Source organism: Niallia sp. RD1, from assembly GCF_024219955.1.
Lineage (GTDB): Bacteria > Bacillota > Bacilli > Bacillales > Cytobacillaceae > Niallia > Niallia alba.
The window spans coordinates 919,481-938,652 of the sequence record NZ_CP100420.1 but is presented as its reverse complement, the minus strand read 5'-3'; the positions used below and the strand labels follow the sequence as shown (position 1 = coordinate 938,652).

Annotated in this window: 18 protein-coding genes and 2 pseudogenes; 14 read left to right on the top strand and 6 right to left on the bottom strand. The window is 34.8% G+C overall.

Going from position 1 to position 19,172, the window contains the following annotated elements:
* Positions 1-150: 150 nt before the first annotated feature.
* From NKG37_RS04415 to NKG37_RS04400, 4 genes are all read left to right on the top strand, one after another.
* The gene (locus NKG37_RS04415) at positions 151-768 is read left to right on the top strand and encodes a thymidine kinase (protein ID WP_016202504.1); all 618 of its coding nucleotides are present in this window, start codon (positions 151-153) and stop codon (positions 766-768) included.
* Positions 769-996: 228 nt separating this feature from the next.
* Positions 997-1,383, top strand: a complete 387-nt coding sequence (locus tag NKG37_RS04410; protein WP_016202503.1) for a MerR family transcriptional regulator — start codon at positions 997-999, stop codon at positions 1,381-1,383.
* A 38-nt stretch (positions 1,384-1,421) separates the two neighbouring features.
* On the top strand, positions 1,422-2,732 hold the full coding sequence (locus NKG37_RS04405; protein WP_016202502.1) for a hemolysin family protein: 1,311 nt from the start codon (positions 1,422-1,424) through the stop codon (positions 2,730-2,732).
* 67 nt (positions 2,733-2,799) lie between these two features.
* Entirely contained in the window at positions 2,800-3,852 is a 1,053-nt protein-coding gene (locus NKG37_RS04400; RefSeq protein ID WP_254415866.1) for a hemolysin family protein, read from the top strand.
* Positions 3,853-4,102: 250 nt separating this feature from the next.
* On the opposite strand, the gene NKG37_RS04395 is transcribed toward NKG37_RS04400, so the two are convergent.
* Positions 4,103-4,975, bottom strand: coding sequence for an STAS domain-containing protein (locus tag NKG37_RS04395; RefSeq protein ID WP_254415865.1), 873 nt, complete (start codon positions 4,973-4,975; stop codon positions 4,103-4,105).
* Between the two features lie 165 nt (positions 4,976-5,140).
* Between NKG37_RS04395 and prfA the strand changes: the two genes are divergently transcribed.
* The 4 genes from prfA to NKG37_RS04375 all read left to right on the top strand — a co-directional run bounded on the left by prfA (position 5,141) and on the right by NKG37_RS04375 (position 8,588).
* The gene (gene prfA, locus NKG37_RS04390) at positions 5,141-6,214 is read left to right on the top strand and encodes a peptide chain release factor 1 (RefSeq protein ID WP_101729865.1); all 1,074 of its coding nucleotides are present in this window, start codon (positions 5,141-5,143) and stop codon (positions 6,212-6,214) included.
* On the top strand, positions 6,207-7,070 hold the full coding sequence (gene prmC, locus NKG37_RS04385; protein ID WP_169189391.1) for a peptide chain release factor N(5)-glutamine methyltransferase: 864 nt from the start codon (positions 6,207-6,209) through the stop codon (positions 7,068-7,070). Before prfA ends, prmC begins: the two co-directional genes overlap by 8 nt.
* Positions 7,071-7,478: 408 nt before the next feature.
* Positions 7,479-8,180, top strand: a complete 702-nt coding sequence (gene spoIIR, locus NKG37_RS04380) for a stage II sporulation protein R (protein ID WP_254415864.1) — start codon at positions 7,479-7,481, stop codon at positions 8,178-8,180.
* Positions 8,181-8,405: 225 nt separating this feature from the next.
* A complete protein-coding gene (locus NKG37_RS04375; RefSeq protein WP_016202496.1) occupies positions 8,406-8,588 on the top strand; it encodes a helix-turn-helix domain-containing protein in 183 nt (60 codons plus the stop codon).
* A gap of 251 nt (positions 8,589-8,839) precedes the next feature.
* On the opposite strand, the gene NKG37_RS04370 is transcribed toward NKG37_RS04375, so the two are convergent.
* The 5 genes from NKG37_RS04370 to NKG37_RS04350 are packed head-to-tail and all read right to left on the bottom strand — an operon-like array spanning position 8,840 to position 12,589.
* The gene (locus NKG37_RS04370) at positions 8,840-9,019 is read right to left on the bottom strand and encodes a hypothetical protein (protein ID WP_066442469.1); all 180 of its coding nucleotides are present in this window, start codon (positions 9,017-9,019) and stop codon (positions 8,840-8,842) included.
* On the bottom strand, positions 9,019-9,735 hold the full coding sequence (locus NKG37_RS04365) for an ATP-binding cassette domain-containing protein (protein ID WP_016204771.1): 717 nt from the start codon (positions 9,733-9,735) through the stop codon (positions 9,019-9,021). The genes NKG37_RS04370 and NKG37_RS04365 overlap by 1 nt, the downstream gene beginning before the upstream one ends.
* Before the next feature lie 11 nt (positions 9,736-9,746).
* Positions 9,747-11,537: a hypothetical protein gene (locus NKG37_RS04360; protein WP_169189390.1), complete on the bottom strand. Its 1,791-nt coding sequence runs from the start codon at positions 11,535-11,537 to the stop codon at positions 9,747-9,749.
* Between the two features lie 49 nt (positions 11,538-11,586).
* A complete protein-coding gene (locus NKG37_RS04355; RefSeq protein WP_016204773.1) occupies positions 11,587-12,261 on the bottom strand; it encodes a DUF1129 family protein in 675 nt (224 codons plus the stop codon).
* Positions 12,233-12,589: a PadR family transcriptional regulator gene (locus NKG37_RS04350; protein WP_016204774.1), complete on the bottom strand. Its 357-nt coding sequence runs from the start codon at positions 12,587-12,589 to the stop codon at positions 12,233-12,235. Before NKG37_RS04350 ends, NKG37_RS04355 begins: the two co-directional genes overlap by 29 nt.
* A 346-nt stretch (positions 12,590-12,935) precedes the next feature.
* Here NKG37_RS04350 and NKG37_RS04345 point away from each other — a divergent pair.
* The 6 genes and pseudogenes from NKG37_RS04345 to NKG37_RS04320 form a co-directional block, all read left to right on the top strand.
* Positions 12,936-13,370 (top strand): annotated as a pseudogene (locus NKG37_RS04345) (Tn3 family transposase); the annotation flags it as partial.
* Between the two features lie 98 nt (positions 13,371-13,468).
* Positions 13,469-13,669: pseudogene (locus NKG37_RS04340) on the top strand (iron ABC transporter); the annotation flags it as partial.
* A gap of 245 nt (positions 13,670-13,914) precedes the next feature.
* On the top strand, positions 13,915-14,829 hold the full coding sequence (locus tag NKG37_RS04335; RefSeq protein WP_016204776.1) for a proline dehydrogenase family protein: 915 nt from the start codon (positions 13,915-13,917) through the stop codon (positions 14,827-14,829).
* Positions 14,830-15,077: 248 nt separating this feature from the next.
* A complete protein-coding gene (gene pruA / locus NKG37_RS04330; RefSeq protein ID WP_254415863.1) occupies positions 15,078-16,652 on the top strand; it encodes an L-glutamate gamma-semialdehyde dehydrogenase in 1,575 nt (524 codons plus the stop codon).
* Between the two features lie 308 nt (positions 16,653-16,960).
* Positions 16,961-18,634 (top strand): sigma-54 interaction domain-containing protein, encoded by a 1,674-nt coding sequence (locus NKG37_RS04325; RefSeq protein WP_016204778.1) that lies wholly within the window; start codon positions 16,961-16,963, stop codon positions 18,632-18,634.
* A gap of 72 nt (positions 18,635-18,706) precedes the next feature.
* Complete coding sequence (locus NKG37_RS04320) at positions 18,707-19,162, top strand: GNAT family N-acetyltransferase (RefSeq protein ID WP_254415862.1); 456 nt, start codon at positions 18,707-18,709, stop codon at positions 19,160-19,162.
* Positions 19,163-19,172: the final 10 nt, after the last annotated feature.

Below are 19,172 nucleotides of genomic sequence, written 5' to 3'. Positions count from 1 at the left end.
AATATATTATTTCAATTAGTATCAATAGCTGTTAAAGTATGTAAGAGAGAATATTGGTAGTGATTATCCTACTTTGACTATTAAATAGAAAAAATATAAATAGAGTAAGGAAAGAGACAAGTTGTTTTTATTCTAGGAAGGAGCGGTTTCATGTATGTAATGAAACATCATGGATGGGTTGAAGTTATTTGTGGAAGTATGTTTTCAGGAAAATCAGAAGAACTCATCCGTCGTGTAAGAAGGGCACAATTTGCTAAGCAGAAGTATATAGTGTTTAAACCAAGTATTGATAACCGCTATAGTGAGGAATCAGTTGTCTCACATAATGGGACAGCAACAAATGCAATTCCTATTAGTAAATCAGCCGACATTTTTGAATATGTGACTTCCGATATAGAGATAGTTGCAATAGATGAAGTACAGTTTTTTGATGATGAAATTGTGGATGTTATTCAGCATCTGGCAAACAGTGGTCACCGGGTAATTTGTGCTGGCTTAGATCAAGACTTTAGAGGCGAGCCATTCGGGAAAATGCCAGAATTAATGGCAATTGCCGAGTTAGTAACAAAGCTTCAAGCGGTTTGTGCAGTTTGTGGCTCTCCAGCAAGCAGAACGCAAAGATTGATTAATGGAGCACCAGCTTGCTATGAAGATCCGATCATATTAGTAGGGGCATCTGAATCCTATGAACCAAGATGTCGCCACCATCATGAAGTACCTAGAAGTTCGGAGAAGGCAAATAAAGATAATACATCGAATGCATTATAAGAAAAGAGGCTCTTGTGAAGAATGAATTGGTCGTTCTTCATAAGAGCTTCTTTTTATTTGAATGTAAATATTCTTAAGAGAGAGCAGCGGTACAGGGTTATCAATTTACTACATTAGATAACAACACTAACTACAAACCATAACGTGTTACTGTACAGATATTTTTGTATGTGCTATTATAGAAATATCTTATTTTGCAGAGGGGGTTTTTTCATTGGGAAGGCGTTATTGCGTATTGGCCAAGTGGCGAAATTAAGCGGATTGTCTACAAGAACAATTGATTATTATACAAGTAATAAATTGCTTCCTGTAACGCGGTCAGCTTCCAATTATCGTCTTTATTCGGAAGATGTTCTTCATACATTGGAACGAATCAAACTTTTGAAAAAACAACGAATGTCTATTGAGGAAATTCGAAAAGTCATTCAATCAACAGAAGACGAAGACATAGAACCAATTATGAATGAGGTACAGGCCGAAATTGCTTGCTTGCAAAAAAAACTGACATCATTGGAAGAAAAATTAAAAGATGCGCCGCAGGAAGAAAAAAAGAAAGTGTATCGTACACTTGAAACTAAATTATTAGACGTAATGAAATTACTGTCTTTAATGTAACTATTCCTGGAGGTGAATCCCTCAAAAGAGGGAAATAATTGGACATAATCACGATAACAAATTTATTTTTACTTGCACTATTATTAGTGCTGACGGCTTTCTTTGTTGGTTCTGAATTTGCTGTAGTTAAAATTCGTATGTCAAGAATAGAACAGTTAATTGCAGAAGGAAATAAAAAGGCAATTGTCGCCAAAAAGGTAGCTGGTGATTTAGACTATTATCTTTCGGCATGTCAACTAGGTATTACCGTTACAGCACTAGGACTCGGAGCGCTAGGAAAACCAGCAGTCGAAAAATTATTATATCCAGTGTTTGATCTGCTGAATGCTTCTCCATCCGTTGCGTCTGTTGCATCCTATGCTATCGCCTTTGCATTGGTAACTTTCCTGCATGTTGTGGTAGGAGAAATGGCTCCGAAAACACTTGCTATACAGTTCTCTGAAAAATTAACCTTAATGCTGGCACCGCCATTATATTGGTTTGGTAAAGTGATGAAACCTTTTATATGGGCATTAAATGGATCGGCGCAAGTATTGCTTCGTTTAATGGGGATAAAACCTGCTAAGCATGAACAGGCTTATTCAGAAGAAGAATTGAAAATAGTAATGACACAAAGTTATCAAGGTGGAGAAATTGACCAAACAGAGCTTGAATATATGGAAAATGTTTTCTCCTTTGATGAAAGAGTAGCAAAGGACATTATGGTTCCTAGAACTGAATTTGTTACGTTAAATAAAGATATGACCTATGACGAAATAGTAAAAGTATTGGATGAACATAATTATACACGCTATCCAGTAACAGAAGACGGAGATAAAGATCATATCGTTGGTGTCGTGAACGTAAAGAAAATGCTAACACAAATGGCTTGGGGCAGAAATCGCCAATTAGCAGAATTTGTTCGGGATCTTCCTGTCATTTTAGAAGTAACGCGCTTGCAAGATGCTTTGCTAAAAATGCAGCAAGAGAGAGTGCATATGTTGTTAGTAATCGATGAATATGGTGGTACGTCTGGTATTCTGACGATGGAAGATATCTTGGAAGAACTTGTTGGTGAAATCCGTGATGAGTTTGATGCAGATGAAGTAGCGGACATCCGCGAGTCGGGAAAGAATAAATATTTTATTAACGGCCGTGTGTTGCTAGATGAATTAGAAGAACGTTTTGGGATGCCGTTTGAAGAAAGCGAAGAACTTGATACAATTGCAGGTTGGATTCAATATCAGCTGTTAGATACCGCCAAGATTGGGGATCAAGTAGAGCAAGGAGACCGTTTATGGACGGTGACGGATATGGATAACTATCAAATTAAAGAGGTTAGTCTTACTCAAGGCGTAGTGAAAAACTAGCTAAGATGTGAAAAGCTGCTTTATCTATAAATCATGGAGGTGAATCCCTCAAGAACGAGGGAAATAATTGGACAGTATAATACTATTGAATTTGTTTTTAGTAGCAGTATTTATTATGTTAACAGCATTTTTCGTTGGTGCTGAATTCGCGATTTTAAAAGTGAGAATGTCAAGATTAGATCAACTAATTTCAGAAGGAAATAAAAAGGCAGTAATAGCAAAGAAAGTAGCGCATGACTTAGATTATTATTTATCTGCCTGTCAGCTTGGGATAACCATTACTGCATTGATTCTAGGAGCATTAGGAGAACCAACTGTAGAAAAGCTGCTTCATCCATTATTTGAAAGGTTTGATGTGCCTGGTGCTTTATCAACTGTGCTTTCTTATGCGATAGCTTTATCGGTTGTGTCCTTTTTACACGTTGTAATTGGAGAATTGGCTCCAAAGACATTAGCTATCCAATATGCAGAAAAAATGACGTTAATGCTAGCTCCTGGTTTGTATTGGTTTGGAAAAGTAACAAAGCCGATAATCCATGCATTAAATGGCTCATCGAGAGCAATTCTCGGATGGTTTGGGGTTAAACCGACTGGACATGAAACGGCTCATTCAGAAGAAGAATTAAAGTTGATTGTGACACAAAGCTATGAAAGTGGCGAAATCAACCAAACGGAATTAGCCTATTTAAAGAATATCTTTGCGTTTGACAATCGAATTCTAAAAGAAATCATGATTCGGAGGGAACAAATTGTAAATGTAGAATTAGAAATGACATTTGAAGAAGTTTTAACTGTTTTGGATAAACATGAATATACTCGATATCCTGTGACGAAAGATCGAACGAAGTTGGTGGGTTACGTAAATACTAAAGAGATGTTAACAAATGTAGTAGCAGGAAGAGAGACAAATATGGAAGAATTTATTCATGAGATGCCGATTTTTCTGCAAACATCACCAATTAAAACCGTGCTTCTTAAAATGCAGCAAGAAAGAGTGCATATGGCACTAGTGAAGAATGAAAGAGGCGTAATTGTAGGTCTTGTCACAATGGAAGATATTTTAGAAGAAATCGTTGGAGAAATTCGCGATGAATATGTAGGCGAAAAGCTACTACATTGATTTTACTAGTTTAATAGAAAGTAAAGTTTGTTGCAGTAAACCGCAACCTAAATACACTTTGCCTGTTTGGTCTATGTGTATTCAAGTTGCCTTAAAACAACAATCTTTTAGAAAAGAAAAAGAACAATATAGCTAAAACTCCGATAAATCCCATACTTTTTCAATTAGGATAGTAGGAATCCCTAAGAGAATTAGTAAGGAGAATTTATTGGAGTTTCTTTGTGAAAATGCAAATGTAAAAGAAAATTAGTTAGGATTGAGGTTTAGGTTTACTTGCTTTATCCATTGGCACTTGCTGAAAAGATAATGCTTGATTAAGCGTACTGTATGTTGGAACTTTCCCTAAACCAATTCCCAAGGTAGTAATCATTTGAGCGGTATCAGGACTTAATCCAGATAGAGTAGATTCAATACCAATGAAAGAAAGGATTTTAGTTAATTTCATTAGTTCATGTAAAACCATAGTATCGATAGAAGAAATACCAGATAAATCAATGAACAGATGTTGAATTCCTTCCTCTTTACATTTAACAGGAACTGTCTCTAAAATCAGTTTTGCTCGTAAGCTGTCGATATCTCCAATTAATGGAATGGCGCCAATAGACTCTGTAATCGGAATAACCGGAACACTTAGTTGCTGGATTAACTCTTGTTGAGAATGAAGTTTCTGTTTAGTATAAGTGTGATACATGTTTGTGAATCGATTGGTCAATCGATCAAAAGTAAGGTGATATTTAGAACTCCATTGTAATACAAATTCGGTCGGGATATTATTTTGTTCAAGGATAAACTGTTCAATCGTGTTCCATATCGTTTGTCTCGTAATACTTAATGCTTCTAATACTTCATGAACAGGTGTTCCTAATTCTACTCTGCTTTTAGCAACCTCATTTGCCCATTGCTCTAGATTTTCAGCAAAAATATGCTCATCTTCTAAAAAAGCGCTTATGACGGTTTGAATCGTATATGCATGCTGTTTTTTCAGCAGCTGTTCAACAGACGGTGTGGAATTTTTTGAGTAAATAGACCCTTCTTCTCCATCTTTAATGGCAAACGACTTTTGGGTTATACTTGGGGCCTGGTCCATCACATATTGATAAATGGATTGATTGGTTAGGGACATATGGTCATACCCTCTCTTCTTATTATTAAGTCTATTATAATAGATTAATGAAAAAATGGCTCTCCTAATCATCTGCAAATACCATTTTTCATAAGAATTGGTTTTGACGGGGAAAATAGCCTATAATATAATGAATACGTTATGGATAAAAACGAGGTGAATAGTGTGTTTGATCGTCTTCAAGCTGTAGAGGATCGTTATGAAAAACTTAATGAATTATTAAGTGATCCTGAAATTGTAAATGATACAAAAAAACTGCGTGACTATTCGAAAGAACAATCGGATATTCAAGAGACAGTAGAAGTTTATCGTGAATATAAAGAAGTGAAAGAACAATATTTAGAAGCGAAAACAATGCTGGAAGAAAAGTTAGACCCAGAAATGCGCGAAATGGTTAAGGAAGAGTTAGATGAGACTGGTACACGCATTGAAGAATTAGAAGCACGCTTAAAAATTCTATTAATCCCTAAGGATCCTAATGATGATAAAAACGTTATTATGGAAATAAGAGGAGCAGCTGGTGGAGATGAAGCCGCACTATTTGCAGGTGATCTTTTCCGTATGTATAGTCGTTTCGCTGAGGCTCAAGGCTGGAAAATGGAAGTAATTGATGCAAGTTCAACAGGCGTTGGTGGCTACAAAGAAATCATTTTTATGATTAACGGAAAAGGCGCATACAGCAAATTGAAATTTGAAAATGGTGCTCATCGTGTACAACGTGTCCCAGAAACAGAATCTGGTGGTCGTATTCATACATCTACTGCAACAGTTGCATGTTTGCCTGAAGCAGAAGAGGTTGAAATTGAAATTCATGAAAAAGATATCCGCGTAGACACATTTGCTTCTAGTGGACCTGGAGGACAAAGTGTTAACACTACCATGTCTGCGGTACGCTTAACTCATATTCCAACAGGGACAGTTGTTTCCTGTCAGGATGAAAAATCACAGATTAAAAATAAAGAAAAAGCAATGAAGGTTTTAAGAGCACGTGTTTATGATAAATTCCAACAAGAAGCACAAGCAGAATATGATCAACAACGTAAATCAGCAGTAGGTACAGGGGATCGTTCGGAGCGAATTCGTACGTATAACTTCCCACAAAACCGTGTAACGGATCACCGTATTGGATTGACTATTCAAAAGCTAGATCAAATCCTTCAAGGAAAAATGGACGATATTATCGATGCACTTATTTTTGAAGAACAATCTAGTCGTTTGGAAAGTGCTTCTGATGTGTAAGGTATTCGAAGCCCTAAAATGGGCTTCTTCTTATTTAAAGGACCATAACAGAGAAGAATATGCAGCGGAGTTATTGGTAAGGCATACCTTACAAGTCAGTAGATCTGAAATGCTAATAAAATTTCGGGAAGACATGGAAGATGAACAATTCGAGAGCTTTCAAAAGCTAGTCTATTTACATGCCCAAGGACAACCAGTCCAGTATATTATTGGTCAAGAAGATTTTTATGGCAGAGCCTTTACAGTTAATAAGGAAGTGCTTATTCCTCGACCTGAAACAGAAGAGCTTGTACAATCTGCACTTGCACGGATAGACAGGCTGTTTGGAAAAAATGCAGCCTTAAAACTAGTAGATGTGGGAACAGGAAGCGGAGCAATTGCCGTGACTATGAAATTAGAAAATCCATCCTTGCAGGTAGTAGCTACTGATCTTTATGAAGTGTCCTTATCTGTAGCAAAGCAAAATGCAAAAAAACTAGGGGCAGAAGATATAGAGTTTATTCAAGGAGACCTGTTACAGCCACTTATGGAACAAGGGAGAAGTATTGACATTGTTCTTTCTAATCCTCCGTATATTCCAGAAGGGGACATCCAAACAATGTCTGACATTGTCACGGAATTTGAACCTCATAGAGCCCTCTTTGCAGGCGAAGATGGACTAGTTCTTTATAGAAGGCTTTGTGAAGAATTACCGCTTGTTGTTAAAGAAAAAGCGATTATTGGATTTGAAGTAGGAGCAGGCCAAAGCAAGGCAGCTGCCAAGCTGTTAGAAACCGCTTTTCCGCAGGCAAAAGTAGAAGTACAATATGATATTAATGGCAAAGATCGAATGGTATTTGCAGAAGTAGGATTTTGAGCTATTTAACTTCTGTTTTTCGGTTGCTTTTAAACGAGGGTTTTATTTTTTAGAAAGATATATTCTAAACACAAGTTAAGGTGTGTGGGATATGTCTTTTTTATTGCCGATTTAGTTGGACCGTTTTTGGTAAAGGAGGGGGAGGCGCAAGTAAAGGTGCTAAACTCGCAAGTAAAGGTGCCAAACCCGCAAGTAAAAGTATGAAACTCGCAAGGAAAAGTGCCAAACCCACAAGTAAAATCGAAATCCCCAAACTAAAGCATAAAACCTTCAAGTACTAACACCAGAAAATTCACATATCTGCAAATAGTAGTTGCCTCTAGAAAACAACTCAAGAAAATGAATTTTACTAGTTTAAGATTCTATTAATCTGTCCAGACTGTGTTAGTGAAGGGGCGGTGCTAAAAGATGAAAAACAAACCGATGGCAACTATTTATTTATTTGTACTTATTCTATCTACTATTATGAGTTTATATATTCCTAAAAATGAAGTAACAGCAAATAGCGAGGTAATCATTCCAAATGATGCGATTCGTTTAAGAATATTAGCAAACAGTGATAAGGAAGAAGATCAGGCATTAAAAAGAAAAGTGAGAGACGCTGTAAATGAACAAATCACAAACTGGGTTTCAGAATTAACTTCTAAAGAGGCAGCGAAAGATTTATTGAAGGAAAAGTTACCAGAGATTCAAGAGATTGCTGAAAGAGTAGTAGAAGAAGAAAAAGCAAACCAAGCAGTTAATGTTACTTTTGACAAGGTTGATTTTCCAACCAAACTTTATGGTGAGTTTTTATATCCAGCTGGTCAATATGATGCAATTCTGATTACGTTAGGGGAAGGTGAAGGTGCGAATTGGTGGTGTGTCCTTTTCCCACCGCTATGTTTCTTAGACTTCTCTAACGGAGTAGCAGTCAGTGATGGATTTGAGGAAGAGAAGAAAGAAGAAAAAGCAGAGAAGAAAGAAGAAGAAACAACAAAGGAAAAGGCAGTAAAGGAAGAAAGGAAAGCGGAAGAGAAACAAGATCCTGTATTTGTTGAAGGGGAAAAAGAGGAGGAAGTAGAAGTGAAATTCTTCCTTGTAGAATTATGGGAAAAGATTTTTGAATGATATCTAGTACTAAATAGGTTTAAGAGAGATGCTTTTAATAAAGGCATCTTTTTTCTTTGTATAATCCTCAGACAAAAGCAATCTAAGAAATTTTACCTAATTATGCTTAAACTATTGACATTTTTCAGATAGTTAAGTGTTTTGTATACAAACATAAAAGTTTCCTTAGAGAAATAAATTGTCCATAAGGTATGTTTTTTGTGATGATGAAAAGTAGGAATACTAATGTGGAAATCCGTACTAACAGGATTGCTTATGACGTTTGTTTTTTTAACAGGATGCTCAAATGAATCAACAGAATCAATGGAAGAGATGTTGAAAGAGAGCGGTAAAACAGTTACTGAAATAAAAGATGAAACAGGAATTAGTAAATCTACGTTATATAGATATTTGGAAAGTGAAAGTTAAATATTCTGTATTAATCGCAAAATAAAAAAGCCGATGATTCCTTAGCGTAGGAAAAATCGGTTTTTCATTTCCATGAATTGTCTTAGCGTATGTTTTCCGCGTTTTGCTGGTAGGACCCCATCCGCCATCAAGCTAGCAATAACGAGTTACCCCAAAACGATAAAAACGAGTAAGATACACAAAATTTTCGTTCTGGGGTATTATGATCTCTTACCTTGATGGGCATGTGACGCTACCCCTAAATATAAAGATTATTTTACTCTCTTGTTTTTTGAACCCTTATATTCAATAAATGTGAAAGCTAATACGCCAATAAGAATACAAGAAATAACAATAGAATCTTTAGCATTACCATTATAAATTGAGAAAATTAATGGAATAATGGCAAATAAAGAAAATACTATAGTTCCTAAAATAAAAATTTTTTTCATTATTTCCCCCCATTAGTCTTCAACGTAGATATAAAATAATCTTCTAAAGTAGAATGATTTTCAGTTACCAAAGTGATTGATAGATTATCTTCTAGTATTTCCCCATTATTAATCAATATGAGCGTATCGCAAAAATGCTGGGCTACTTCTAATTGATGCGTAGATAAAAGAATGGCATTCCCGTTATTAACGTAATCCAGAAGAATTGCTTTGATTATCTTCATATTAATAGGATCAATACCTGAAATAAATTCATCCAGCAATAAAAGTGATGGATTACTTAATAAGGTTGTAAATAAAGCAATCTTTTTCTTATTCCCCAAAGATAAATCCTTCACTTTTTTGTGCAGCTCGTCATCCATATCGTAACGATAGAGGCTTTCATATGGATTTTTCTTCTTTATTTGAAACATGTCAATCATCATCTCTACATACTCAAAACCTGTTAATTCTTCATATAGCAAGGGATAGTCAGGGATAAACATAACTGGATTGGTTGACTTATAAAGTGATTTTTCATTTTCATTTATAATGATTTGACCTGATTCATGTTCTAATAGACCCGCAGCTATTTTAAGTGTAGTAGTCTTACCTGCTCCATTTGGTCCTAAAAAGGCAACAATTTTCCTTTTCGGTACTACAAAACTTATATTTTTTAAGATTGGTTTCCCTTCAATTATTTTTTTTACGTTTTGAAACTCCAAAATACTATTCAATATAATCCCTCCTATAAAGAAAAGTCATCCAAACACTTGAGCCTTACTAATTTATGCTTAATAATTGTAACTAAGCTTCCCGAAAGTATTAAAAACAATACAGTGATTCCAATTGCGTTTATATGTAAATACTGTGAAATACTAATGAAATCGGACATTAAAAGTGCTATAGGTAACATTAAACAAGGGATAAAAATACCTACTGTTAAGTACCTGATAAGGTTCCGTACTGCTTTTTGATCTGGATAATCTTCTAATTGTTCAATATTTAAAAAGTTGTAATGCGGACTAATCACTGATGGTAAAAATATTATGATAGTTAATAAAAAATAAAATAGTAGGTGAGATACCCCAACTATAATCGAAATATTTAAAGGAACTTGATTGATAATCATAAAAAGAATGTCACACACAATAAATAACGGAAGTGTAGTAATTAAAAATAATTGAAATTTATAAAGAAAAATTGACCAAGCATTTTTTTTAGACAAAAGATGCAAAATGATATGTTTGCCAACACTATCCATTGAGAACATTCCATTTAAGCCCCAGAACATTGTAAATACATAAAAAAATACAAAAAAGAAGAAATAAAAAGCTAGAATAAAATGATACATTTTATCGAATGGCTCAAAGACTTGAATAAAACTCGTAAATATGCCCAATTGAATCCAGAAAGACAATGGCCCTAGAAGTATAGGAAATCTATGAAAGAAATAGGTAGTACGAATATCATTTCTAATTAAAAAGGTTATATATGATTGTCTATTCACAATAGCACTTAGAGAAACAATCCACTTTTCATAAAAAGAAAATGGATAATAAATACCTTTAGATGGCTTACTTTTAGAAAAGGCAAGAAGGACTGTAAATCCAACAAATATAGTCAATATTACACTGGAAATTAGTAAGTCCTTTAAATCCAGTTCCCCCATGGCATAAGTTGCTAAGATACTATTCGGTAATAGAGAGAATGTAATTACATCTTTTATCGGTTCAAATAATTTTGCTAGAGAACTGGTGCCAAGTTGCATCCATTGGTAATATTTTTCAATATCAATTTCATTTGATGTTAGTGGGAAGTTTTTAATCCAAGGCACTAATCGATTACTCATATTTAAGGCTAGAACAAATAGAAAGCACCTTATCAGTATATTTGTAACAAGTCGTAATAAAAAATGATTTCGTTTCCTTTGTAAACACATATATTTATTATGGAAAATAGAACTTATTATTCCCAAAACTATAAAAAGCAAAAAAGTAATGAACAAAATTAAGATTATTTTTATTGGTGTTAGATTTAGTAAATACCCAAGTGATAATATGATTGGAACGTATGCCATTAGAAAAACTTTTGAATTCCAAGTTAAAGATTCTAAATAAATATAGATATTAGATTTTTGTTCGCTAGTCTTTAGATTTATCATTAACCAGTCTCTATCTACAGCCTGTAGCTGCCATTTAGATGAAGCGATTCCGGAAATTATTGCATTTATAAATATAATGAAAAAAAGTAATGACCATAATAGAAAATGATTTTCCCTTAAAGAATACAGAATTTGAAGAGCAAGGGTTGATAAGATTCCTGATGGTTGATCACTTACAGTTAATTTTTCATTTAGGATAGTTGTTTTAAAAAGTAAGTAACTACCTCCTAGAAGGGTACTAAAGCTTATCAAACTCCATAATACTACCCAAACCCAAATATTTTTTACCTGTTTTATTTTTTTAAAAAAAATGAAATTGTTCATTTGACTTTTCCATCTAATTTTTAATTTCCATTTAATCCAATTAATTAACAAAAAAAGCCCACCTTTTTCTTTGCTTGAAAAGTACTAGATATAACGTATTTTATGTAGTTATGCTTCTAACCAATTTACTAATAATAACCAACACGGCACCTATAACTAGATAAACCCACCATTCAAAATTAACCTCTGGTCCAAAGTCAGGCATTATCCTAGTTAAGAACATAATAAGTGCAAACGAACCTGCTCCAAAAAAACCGGCCTTCCAGAAGGCTCGTCTTCTTTGTTTTTTATTAACGAAAAGTGTCGAACGAATAAGTTTGAAAATAACGAACACTCCGAAAGCAGTAACAATCATAATTACAGTTAATAGCACAATACTATTACCAAGTGAAATAGTTTCATCTACTTTTGTAAACTTTAGTAAAACAAGGTTTACCATTCCATAAATTAAACTGAACCACCCTAGTAAATTGAACACTAGAGAAAACACATAAGGAATGACATTTCGTTTCTTCTCGTGCGGAAGTCCTGCTATTAGCTCATCTGCGTATTTTCGTGGGTGAGACCCAAATAAGTTAGTCGCTGTCTTTCCGTCTTCCTGTCCTTCTAAAAGATGATCAAGTAAATCCATTAGAAGTTCCTCACTTTCGTGCTCGGCTACTCGTAAATCGGTTCTGATATATAGTGAAAAATCCTCATATAATAATTCATTCTCGGCATTTAATAGCTTACGTTTTTCATTATTTTCATTGATTAATTGTTTTGTGCTTCGCATTGTTTTCACCTCTTTTTAATAAATTGCTAACTGGACTTGCAATCAGCATCCACTCTTTTGCAATCCGTTCAAGCTCCTCTGTTCCATTATCCGTTAAAAAATAGTATTTTCGGTTAGGACCTGAATCAGAAGGCCTCATTTCACTACGAATAAATCCGTTTTTCTGCAATCTCAGTAACACTGGATAAATCGTCCCATCACTTATATCAGGCAGTTCAGCTTTTTGTAGCTTTTGTGATAATTCATATCCATAAATGGCCTGCTCTTCTACGATCGCCATAACACATGCATCTAGAATTCCTTTTAACAATTGACTTCTTATCGTCAAGCTCTTCCCCCCCCATTACCTTGTAATACAAGATAGCGTTTTATATTTATAACTAATTTGCATTACAAGATAGCTAATTACAATATATATAGATACTCTTTTATTGTCAAACAAAACCTCTATACTTTTTTAATTTACACATTTAACATGCCAAATGAATTTTCCCTTTTAGCCCAGATAACATGCATTTTCCGTATTTTTTTGATACGACTCTTAAATGTTTTAATCAGTCTAACTGTACATTTTAAACCATAATCTTATATTTTCACACTATGGTTAGAACAACTTGTTTAGTTGTAGCTTTGAAAAAAGTTTGATCAAGAATGTCCCTTGATTCTTTTCTTTTATGGGGAAATTAGGGTCATATGCAAGACAAAATAAATTAGCTACTGCTTTACGAGAAATGGGAAGAATTGAAAAGACCATTTTTATTTTGGATTACATATCTAACGAAGCCCTACGTCGTCGCATTCAACGAGGATTAAATAAAGGTGAAGCGATGAACGCTCTTGCAAGAGCTTTATTCTTTAGGAAACGAGGATTCCAAGATCAGCTTCAACGCGCCAGTGCATTAAACATTTTAATTAACGCCATTAGCATATGGAACACTGTATATCTTACTGAAGCCGCAAAATTGCTGAAAGAAAAAGGAGCTTTACGAGAAGACTTACTAAAACATATTTCCCCATTGGGATGGGAACATATTAATTTTCTTGGGGAATACACGTTTGATATGAACAAAGTAGCAAGTTTAAATTCACTCCGTCCCCTTATCCGATAAAATAAAGGCCGATGATTCCTTAGCGTAGGAAAAATCGGCTTTATTCATGTCGAATTTTGCTTAGCGTATGTTTTCCGCGTTTTGTTGGTAGGACCCCATTAAGTAGTATATTTGGGATCTTGTCCGCATTTATTGGCTATTATATGGCTGTATGGTTAGATACTTCTATCTCTGGAGCCATGGCCTTCTCGACGGGAATCATTTTTATGATAAGTTTTCTTGGCTCGCCAAAATATGGAGTTTTAGCAAAGTACATTTCAAGAAGAAAACCTAATCAGAGAACATATAAAATCAGCTAAGAGATTGTCTTATAAGTACTCTTCTTAAAAAAGGCTAAATTATAGCCGCTTTTAAGAAGAGTACTAGTGGACAATCTTTTTTTGTTAGTTATGCGCTTCCAGTATTCTATCTAATCGAATAATAAAAATTAATCAGAAAATTATAGATTTTACAGCGAGTACTATTGTATAATCAAAGCATAAATTAAACACAAATGTACAGTGAATACATTTTAAACAAAAGTGTTCAAAAGGGGAGCCTGATAATGGAAGTTGCATTGAGAAATATGTTTCAGTCATTAGCTAAGAATAAGTCTGCAAATAAACTAGCTCGCAAATATGGTCTTCGCTTTGGAGCAAAACGCTTTGTTTCTGGAGAAACCATTGCAGAGGCAATTTCAAAAGTCACAGAATTAAACAAATCGGGTAGAGTAGTCACGCTAGATCATTTGGGGGAATTTGTCTACACCAAAGAAGAAGCTAATGAGTCCGCCATTATGTCTCTGAAAACATTGGATGAGATTCATGCATCAGGAGTTCAATCGCATCTATCGGTAAAAATGACTTCTCTTGGGTTAGATATTGATAAAGATTTATGCTTAAACAACATGCGAAAGATTGTTTCCAGAGCAAACCAATACGGAAATTTTGTCCGCATCGATATGGAAGACTATGCACATTGTCAAATAACCATCGATATATATGAAGAGCTCCGCAAAGAATTTGATAACGTTGGTTTAGTTATTCAAGCTTATTTATATCGGACAGAAGAAGATATGAAGCATTTGAATGAATTAAAGGCAAATCTGCGTTTGGTGAAAGGAGCGTATAAAGAGTCGCCAGATGTAGCCTTTCCGGAGAAAAAAGATGTAGATGAAAATTATAAAAAGATTATTGAAATGCATATGTTAAACGGAAACTACGCAGCTGTTGCAAGCCATGATGAAAAAATAATTCAATTTACAAAAGAACTTGCAGCTAAGCATGGGATTGATAAAGACAAGTTTGAATTCCAAATGTTATATGGAATATGTGAAGATTTACAAAATAAGCTAGTGAAAGAAGGCTACAAAGTAAGAGTGTATGTACCCTACGGAAAAGATTGGTTTGGCTACTTTATGAGAAGATTAGCAGAAAGACCAGCAAACGTGTGGTTTATCTTGAAAAATTTGTTTAAATAAGCCAGTAAAAGAGCTCCCCTTTTACCCTACTTATCCTACTCTTAACGGACAGTAAGATTCTCCCCTCAAGCTTAGGAGAATACGAGGGAGATAGGTGGGAGATCAACTGTCCGTAAAGGCCCTATTGGTTCAACTAACTATCAGTGGAGGAGGCAGGAAAACCCTCACTGATGGAAGTTTCACTTTATATAGTAAGATTAGTAGATTTAAAGGTTGGAAGAAAATTTTAAATAAAAGGAGAAATAAAAATGACGAACATTACGAGTATCCCCCCTTATAAAAACGAACCATTTACTGATTTTACAAAGGTTGAAAACCAACATGCGATAGAAGAGGCTATTCAAAAAGTAAAAGGAGAATTAGGAAAAACGTTTCCCCTTGTAATTGGTAAAGATAAAATTATTACAGAAGAAAAAACAGTTTCCATCAATCCGGCAAATGTAGATGAAGTAATCGGTAAAGTTAGTAAAGGCAATAAGGAATATGCAGAAAAGGCCATGCAAGAAGCGTTACATACTTTTGAAACATGGAAGAAGGTAGAAGCCTCTGAGCGTGCTGAATATTTGTTTAAAGCAGCAAAATTAATGCGAGAAAGAAAGCATGAATTTTCTGCTTACTTAATCTTAGAGTCAGGGAAGAATTGGGCAGAAGCAGATGCGGATACTGCTGAGGCAATTGACTTTCTTGAGTTTTATGGAAGAGAAATGCTCCGTTTAAGTGAAACATCCATCCATCAACCGCTTTATCCAACAGGTGGTGAAATAGATAATAAAATTACCTATATTCCGCTTGGGGTAGGCATCGTTATTTCTCCATTTAACTTCCCACTTGCTATTATGGCAGGGACAACGGTTGCTGGAGTAGTTTCTGGGAATACAGTTATCTTAAAGCCATCTGATAATACACCAGTTGTAGCTGCCAAGTTTGTAGAGTTAATGGAAGAAGTAGGTTTGCCATCGGGTGTTATTAATTATCTTCCTGGAGATAGTTTGGAAGTTGGCGAATACTTAGTAGAACATCCGAAAACAAGATTTATCTCCTTCACTGGATCTCGTGCAGTAGGATGTCGCATCTATGAACGTGCATCTGTTGTGCAGCCAGGACAAATCTGGTTAAAACGTATTGTCGCTGAAATGGGCGGAAAAGATGGCATTGTCGTTGATGAGACAGCAGATCTTGACGCGGCAGCAGAAGCAATTGTTGCAGCAGCATTCGGTTTCCAAGGGCAGAAATGTTCCGCTGGATCAAGAGCAATCATTGTAGAATCTGTATACGATGAAGTAGTGGAAAAAGTAGTAGCTCGAACGAAAAATTTAGCAATTGGTCTTCCGGAAACAAACGCAGCAGTAGGACCGGTTATTGACGAAAAGGCATTAAATAAAATATTAGGCTATATTGAAATTGGAAAAGACGAAGGAAAACTAGTAACAGGTGGGTCTCGTGCAAAAGGAAACGGTTATTATATGGAACCAACGATTTTTGCTGACGTTCCTGCAGACGCTCGTATTATGAAAGAAGAAATTTTTGGTCCAGTTCTAGCAATCTGTAAAGTACCTGATTGGAAAACTGGTATTAAAGTATATAATGATACGGATTATGGATTAACAGGCTCATTTTTTTCCACAAAAGAAGACCGAATCGAATACGCTTTAGAAAATCAGCATTGCGGCAATCTGTATATTAACAAAAAATGTACAGGAGCATTAGTAGGAGTACATCCATTCGGCGGCTTTAACATGTCTGGAACAGACTCAAAAGCTGGAGGATTCGACTACCTCTTACTCTTCACACAAGCAAAATTAAGCACTAGAAGAGTACTGTAATAATAAGAGATTGAGTGTTGCTTTTTATGGAAGGAATACCGACCAGGCTTAAGTGTAGCCCTATGGGAAGTATAGTGTACTTCGCCTGCGATTTAGATTAAAACAAATCTTATCAAGCTGTTTCCATTTTGGAACACAAGAATATTACTAGAAAGAAGTAAAAACTTCTGCATATTAATTATTCAAGTGTATGCCTTTTTTGGAGACAGCTTTTTTCTATAACATAAATCCCATCCATTATCCCCTTATTGGAAAAAACGCTTATTTAGTGATAAATTATCAATAATAAGGAAAGAAAGGATAAAGATATGTTTACAGATTCACAAATGAAGATAGAAACTTCATTTACCATCCTCTCAGATGATGAAAAAGTCGGTACCCTAACAGAAGTATTACAAGATTACTCCTATATCATTATAGAAAGTAAGCAGCTATTTGTGATTGGAAAAGCAGAGCGATTCCTTGTAGCAGCTGTTAGGAAGGATCAAAAGATAAAAGACTGGTTACAAATAAGCGAACTATTACCCTCAGAGTATTTTTCCATACAGGATATACAAAAGGAAAAGATAAATTGGTTAAGACCAGTAATTATAAAGAAACAAAATGAATATCAAGGCATCGTGACCGCTGCTGAAAGAATTCGATCTTTGCAAAGGGAAAATAAGTATATCATGACTTATTTTGAAACACTTGCAGAAACAATGAATGATGCTGTAACAGCGGTAGATAATAATGGAACAGTATTTTACTGGAACAGTGTAGCCGAAGATACGTATCACATAAAAAAAGAAGCGATTATTGGTAAAAAAATTGGAGAGCATTTCGACTCAGAATCGATTCAATTACATCAAATTTTAAAAGTGGGAAATCCAATTAGAGGTACTTATCATCGTCCAAATGAACATACACATGTGTTAATTAACGCTTCACCTGTTCTTGTGGATAATAAAATCATAGGTGGTATTTCAACAGAACATGATATAACAAAGTTAATTCACTTAAATCAGGAATTAGATTCGAATTCAGTACTTTATGTACAAAAAGAGGCACCTTTTTCATCTGTATTATCAAGTAGCAAAGAGGTGAAAAGAGCGGTAGAAATTGCACAAAAAGTAGCCTCAGCAGAAATACCTGTTCTTATTTCTGGAGAAACAGGCACTGGAAAAGAACAGCTTGCACAAGCCATTCATTATGGGGGATCTAAAAGGAAGAATCCACTTTTATCATTGAATTGTTCCACGATTCCAAAAGATTTAATAGAAATGGAACTGTTTGGATATCAGAAAATGACCTTTGATTCTGGAGATACAGAAGAGATAGAAGGAAAGGTAGAACAGGCAGAAACAGGAACGCTATTTATTGAAGAAGTGGATAAGATGCCTTTAGCTGTTCAGGAAAAACTTCTGCACTATATGACAGAACAATCTTTTACTAGAGTTGGAGGAGAACCGCAGAAAAAACCAGCAACAAGGTTTATTTTATCTTCTACCCAGCCTCTAGGAGAGTTAGTAAGAAAAGGGGAATTTAATGAAAAGCTTTATTACCAAATAAGTGTTATCCATATTGAAATCCCTCCACTTCGCAAACGAAAAGAAGATATACCACATTTAGTTAATAATTTTATTAAAATGTATAACGAAAAATATGCTAAAAAGATAACGAAAATAAATGAACAAGCATTGCATATTTTATGTGCATATGATTGGCCAGGCAATATAAAAGAGTTAAAAAATGTGATAGAGCACAGTGTGTTAGTAAGTGAAGGCAATAATGAATTAACACTTGAATATATCCCTGCTGAAATTGTGGATAACTATAAGGTTTCTATTCAAGGGGGAAAAGGGAATAAAGAAGATAATGAAATGGAACGAATAGAAGAAGCACTCAAAAAAACATATGGAAATAAGAGCGCAGCAGCCACATTGCTAGGAATCTCAAGAGGAACTTTATATAACAAAATAAAAGAGTTTGGTTTAAAGTAAGAAATCTAGCATTTTTTTCTCCACCTTTTCATAGTAATAGAATAAATACTAGAAGATGGGGTGAGGGAAAAGATGCATATCATTCGACAGGCCCAAACAGAAGATGTAGAAAAAATTAATGAGTTTTTAACAAAAGCAGAAGTAACCGTAGAAGGAATAGAAGCATGGTTGAATTATTTTTTACTGATGGAAGCAGAGGAGGATAAGAATCTTATAGGAACAATTGGGATAGAACCCTTTGGAAAAATAGGTTTATTACGATCGATGGTTCTTTCGAGAGGAACGGTAGAGGATATTTTATTTTTAATTCAACAAGCCTTAAAATTAGCGAAGGATAAAGATATGGATGCTATCTACTGTAGAGTTCATAATCAACATTCTATTCAATTATTTCAATTACTAGGGTTCCAAGAGATAGAAGAAGTAGATATTCCAGAGGTGCTGAAGGAGTCGAATGTTGTAAAAAGCGTTTACACTGTTGATAAGTCACATTTTATGTATATCTCGATGAATATTGTGGACAAATAGTATAAGTTAT

Bases quoted from the DNA above. Each gene is read 5' to 3' on its own strand.
- NKG37_RS04325 (WP_016204778.1), top strand. From the start codon at position 16,961: ATGTTTACAGATTCACAAATGAAGATAGAAACTTCATTTACCATCCTC.
- NKG37_RS04335 (WP_016204776.1), top strand. From the start codon at position 13,915: ATGGAAGTTGCATTGAGAAATATGTTTCAGTCATTAGCTAAGAATAAG.
- NKG37_RS04320 (WP_254415862.1), top strand. From the start codon at position 18,707: ATGCATATCATTCGACAGGCCCAAACAGAAGATGTAGAAAAAATTAAT.
- NKG37_RS04370 (WP_066442469.1), bottom strand. From the start codon at position 9,019: ATGAAAAAAATTTTTATTTTAGGAACTATAGTATTTTCTTTATTTGCC.
- prmC (WP_169189391.1), top strand. From the start codon at position 6,207: ATGTGTAAGGTATTCGAAGCCCTAAAATGGGCTTCTTCTTATTTAAAG.
- NKG37_RS04395 (WP_254415865.1), bottom strand. From the start codon at position 4,975: ATGTCCCTAACCAATCAATCCATTTATCAATATGTGATGGACCAGGCC.
- pruA (WP_254415863.1), top strand. From the start codon at position 15,078: ATGACGAACATTACGAGTATCCCCCCTTATAAAAACGAACCATTTACT.
- NKG37_RS04415 (WP_016202504.1), top strand. From the start codon at position 151: ATGTATGTAATGAAACATCATGGATGGGTTGAAGTTATTTGTGGAAGT.
- NKG37_RS04355 (WP_016204773.1), bottom strand. From the start codon at position 12,261: ATGCGAAGCACAAAACAATTAATCAATGAAAATAATGAAAAACGTAAG.
- spoIIR (WP_254415864.1), top strand. From the start codon at position 7,479: ATGAAAAACAAACCGATGGCAACTATTTATTTATTTGTACTTATTCTA.
- NKG37_RS04375 (WP_016202496.1), top strand. From the start codon at position 8,406: ATGTGGAAATCCGTACTAACAGGATTGCTTATGACGTTTGTTTTTTTA.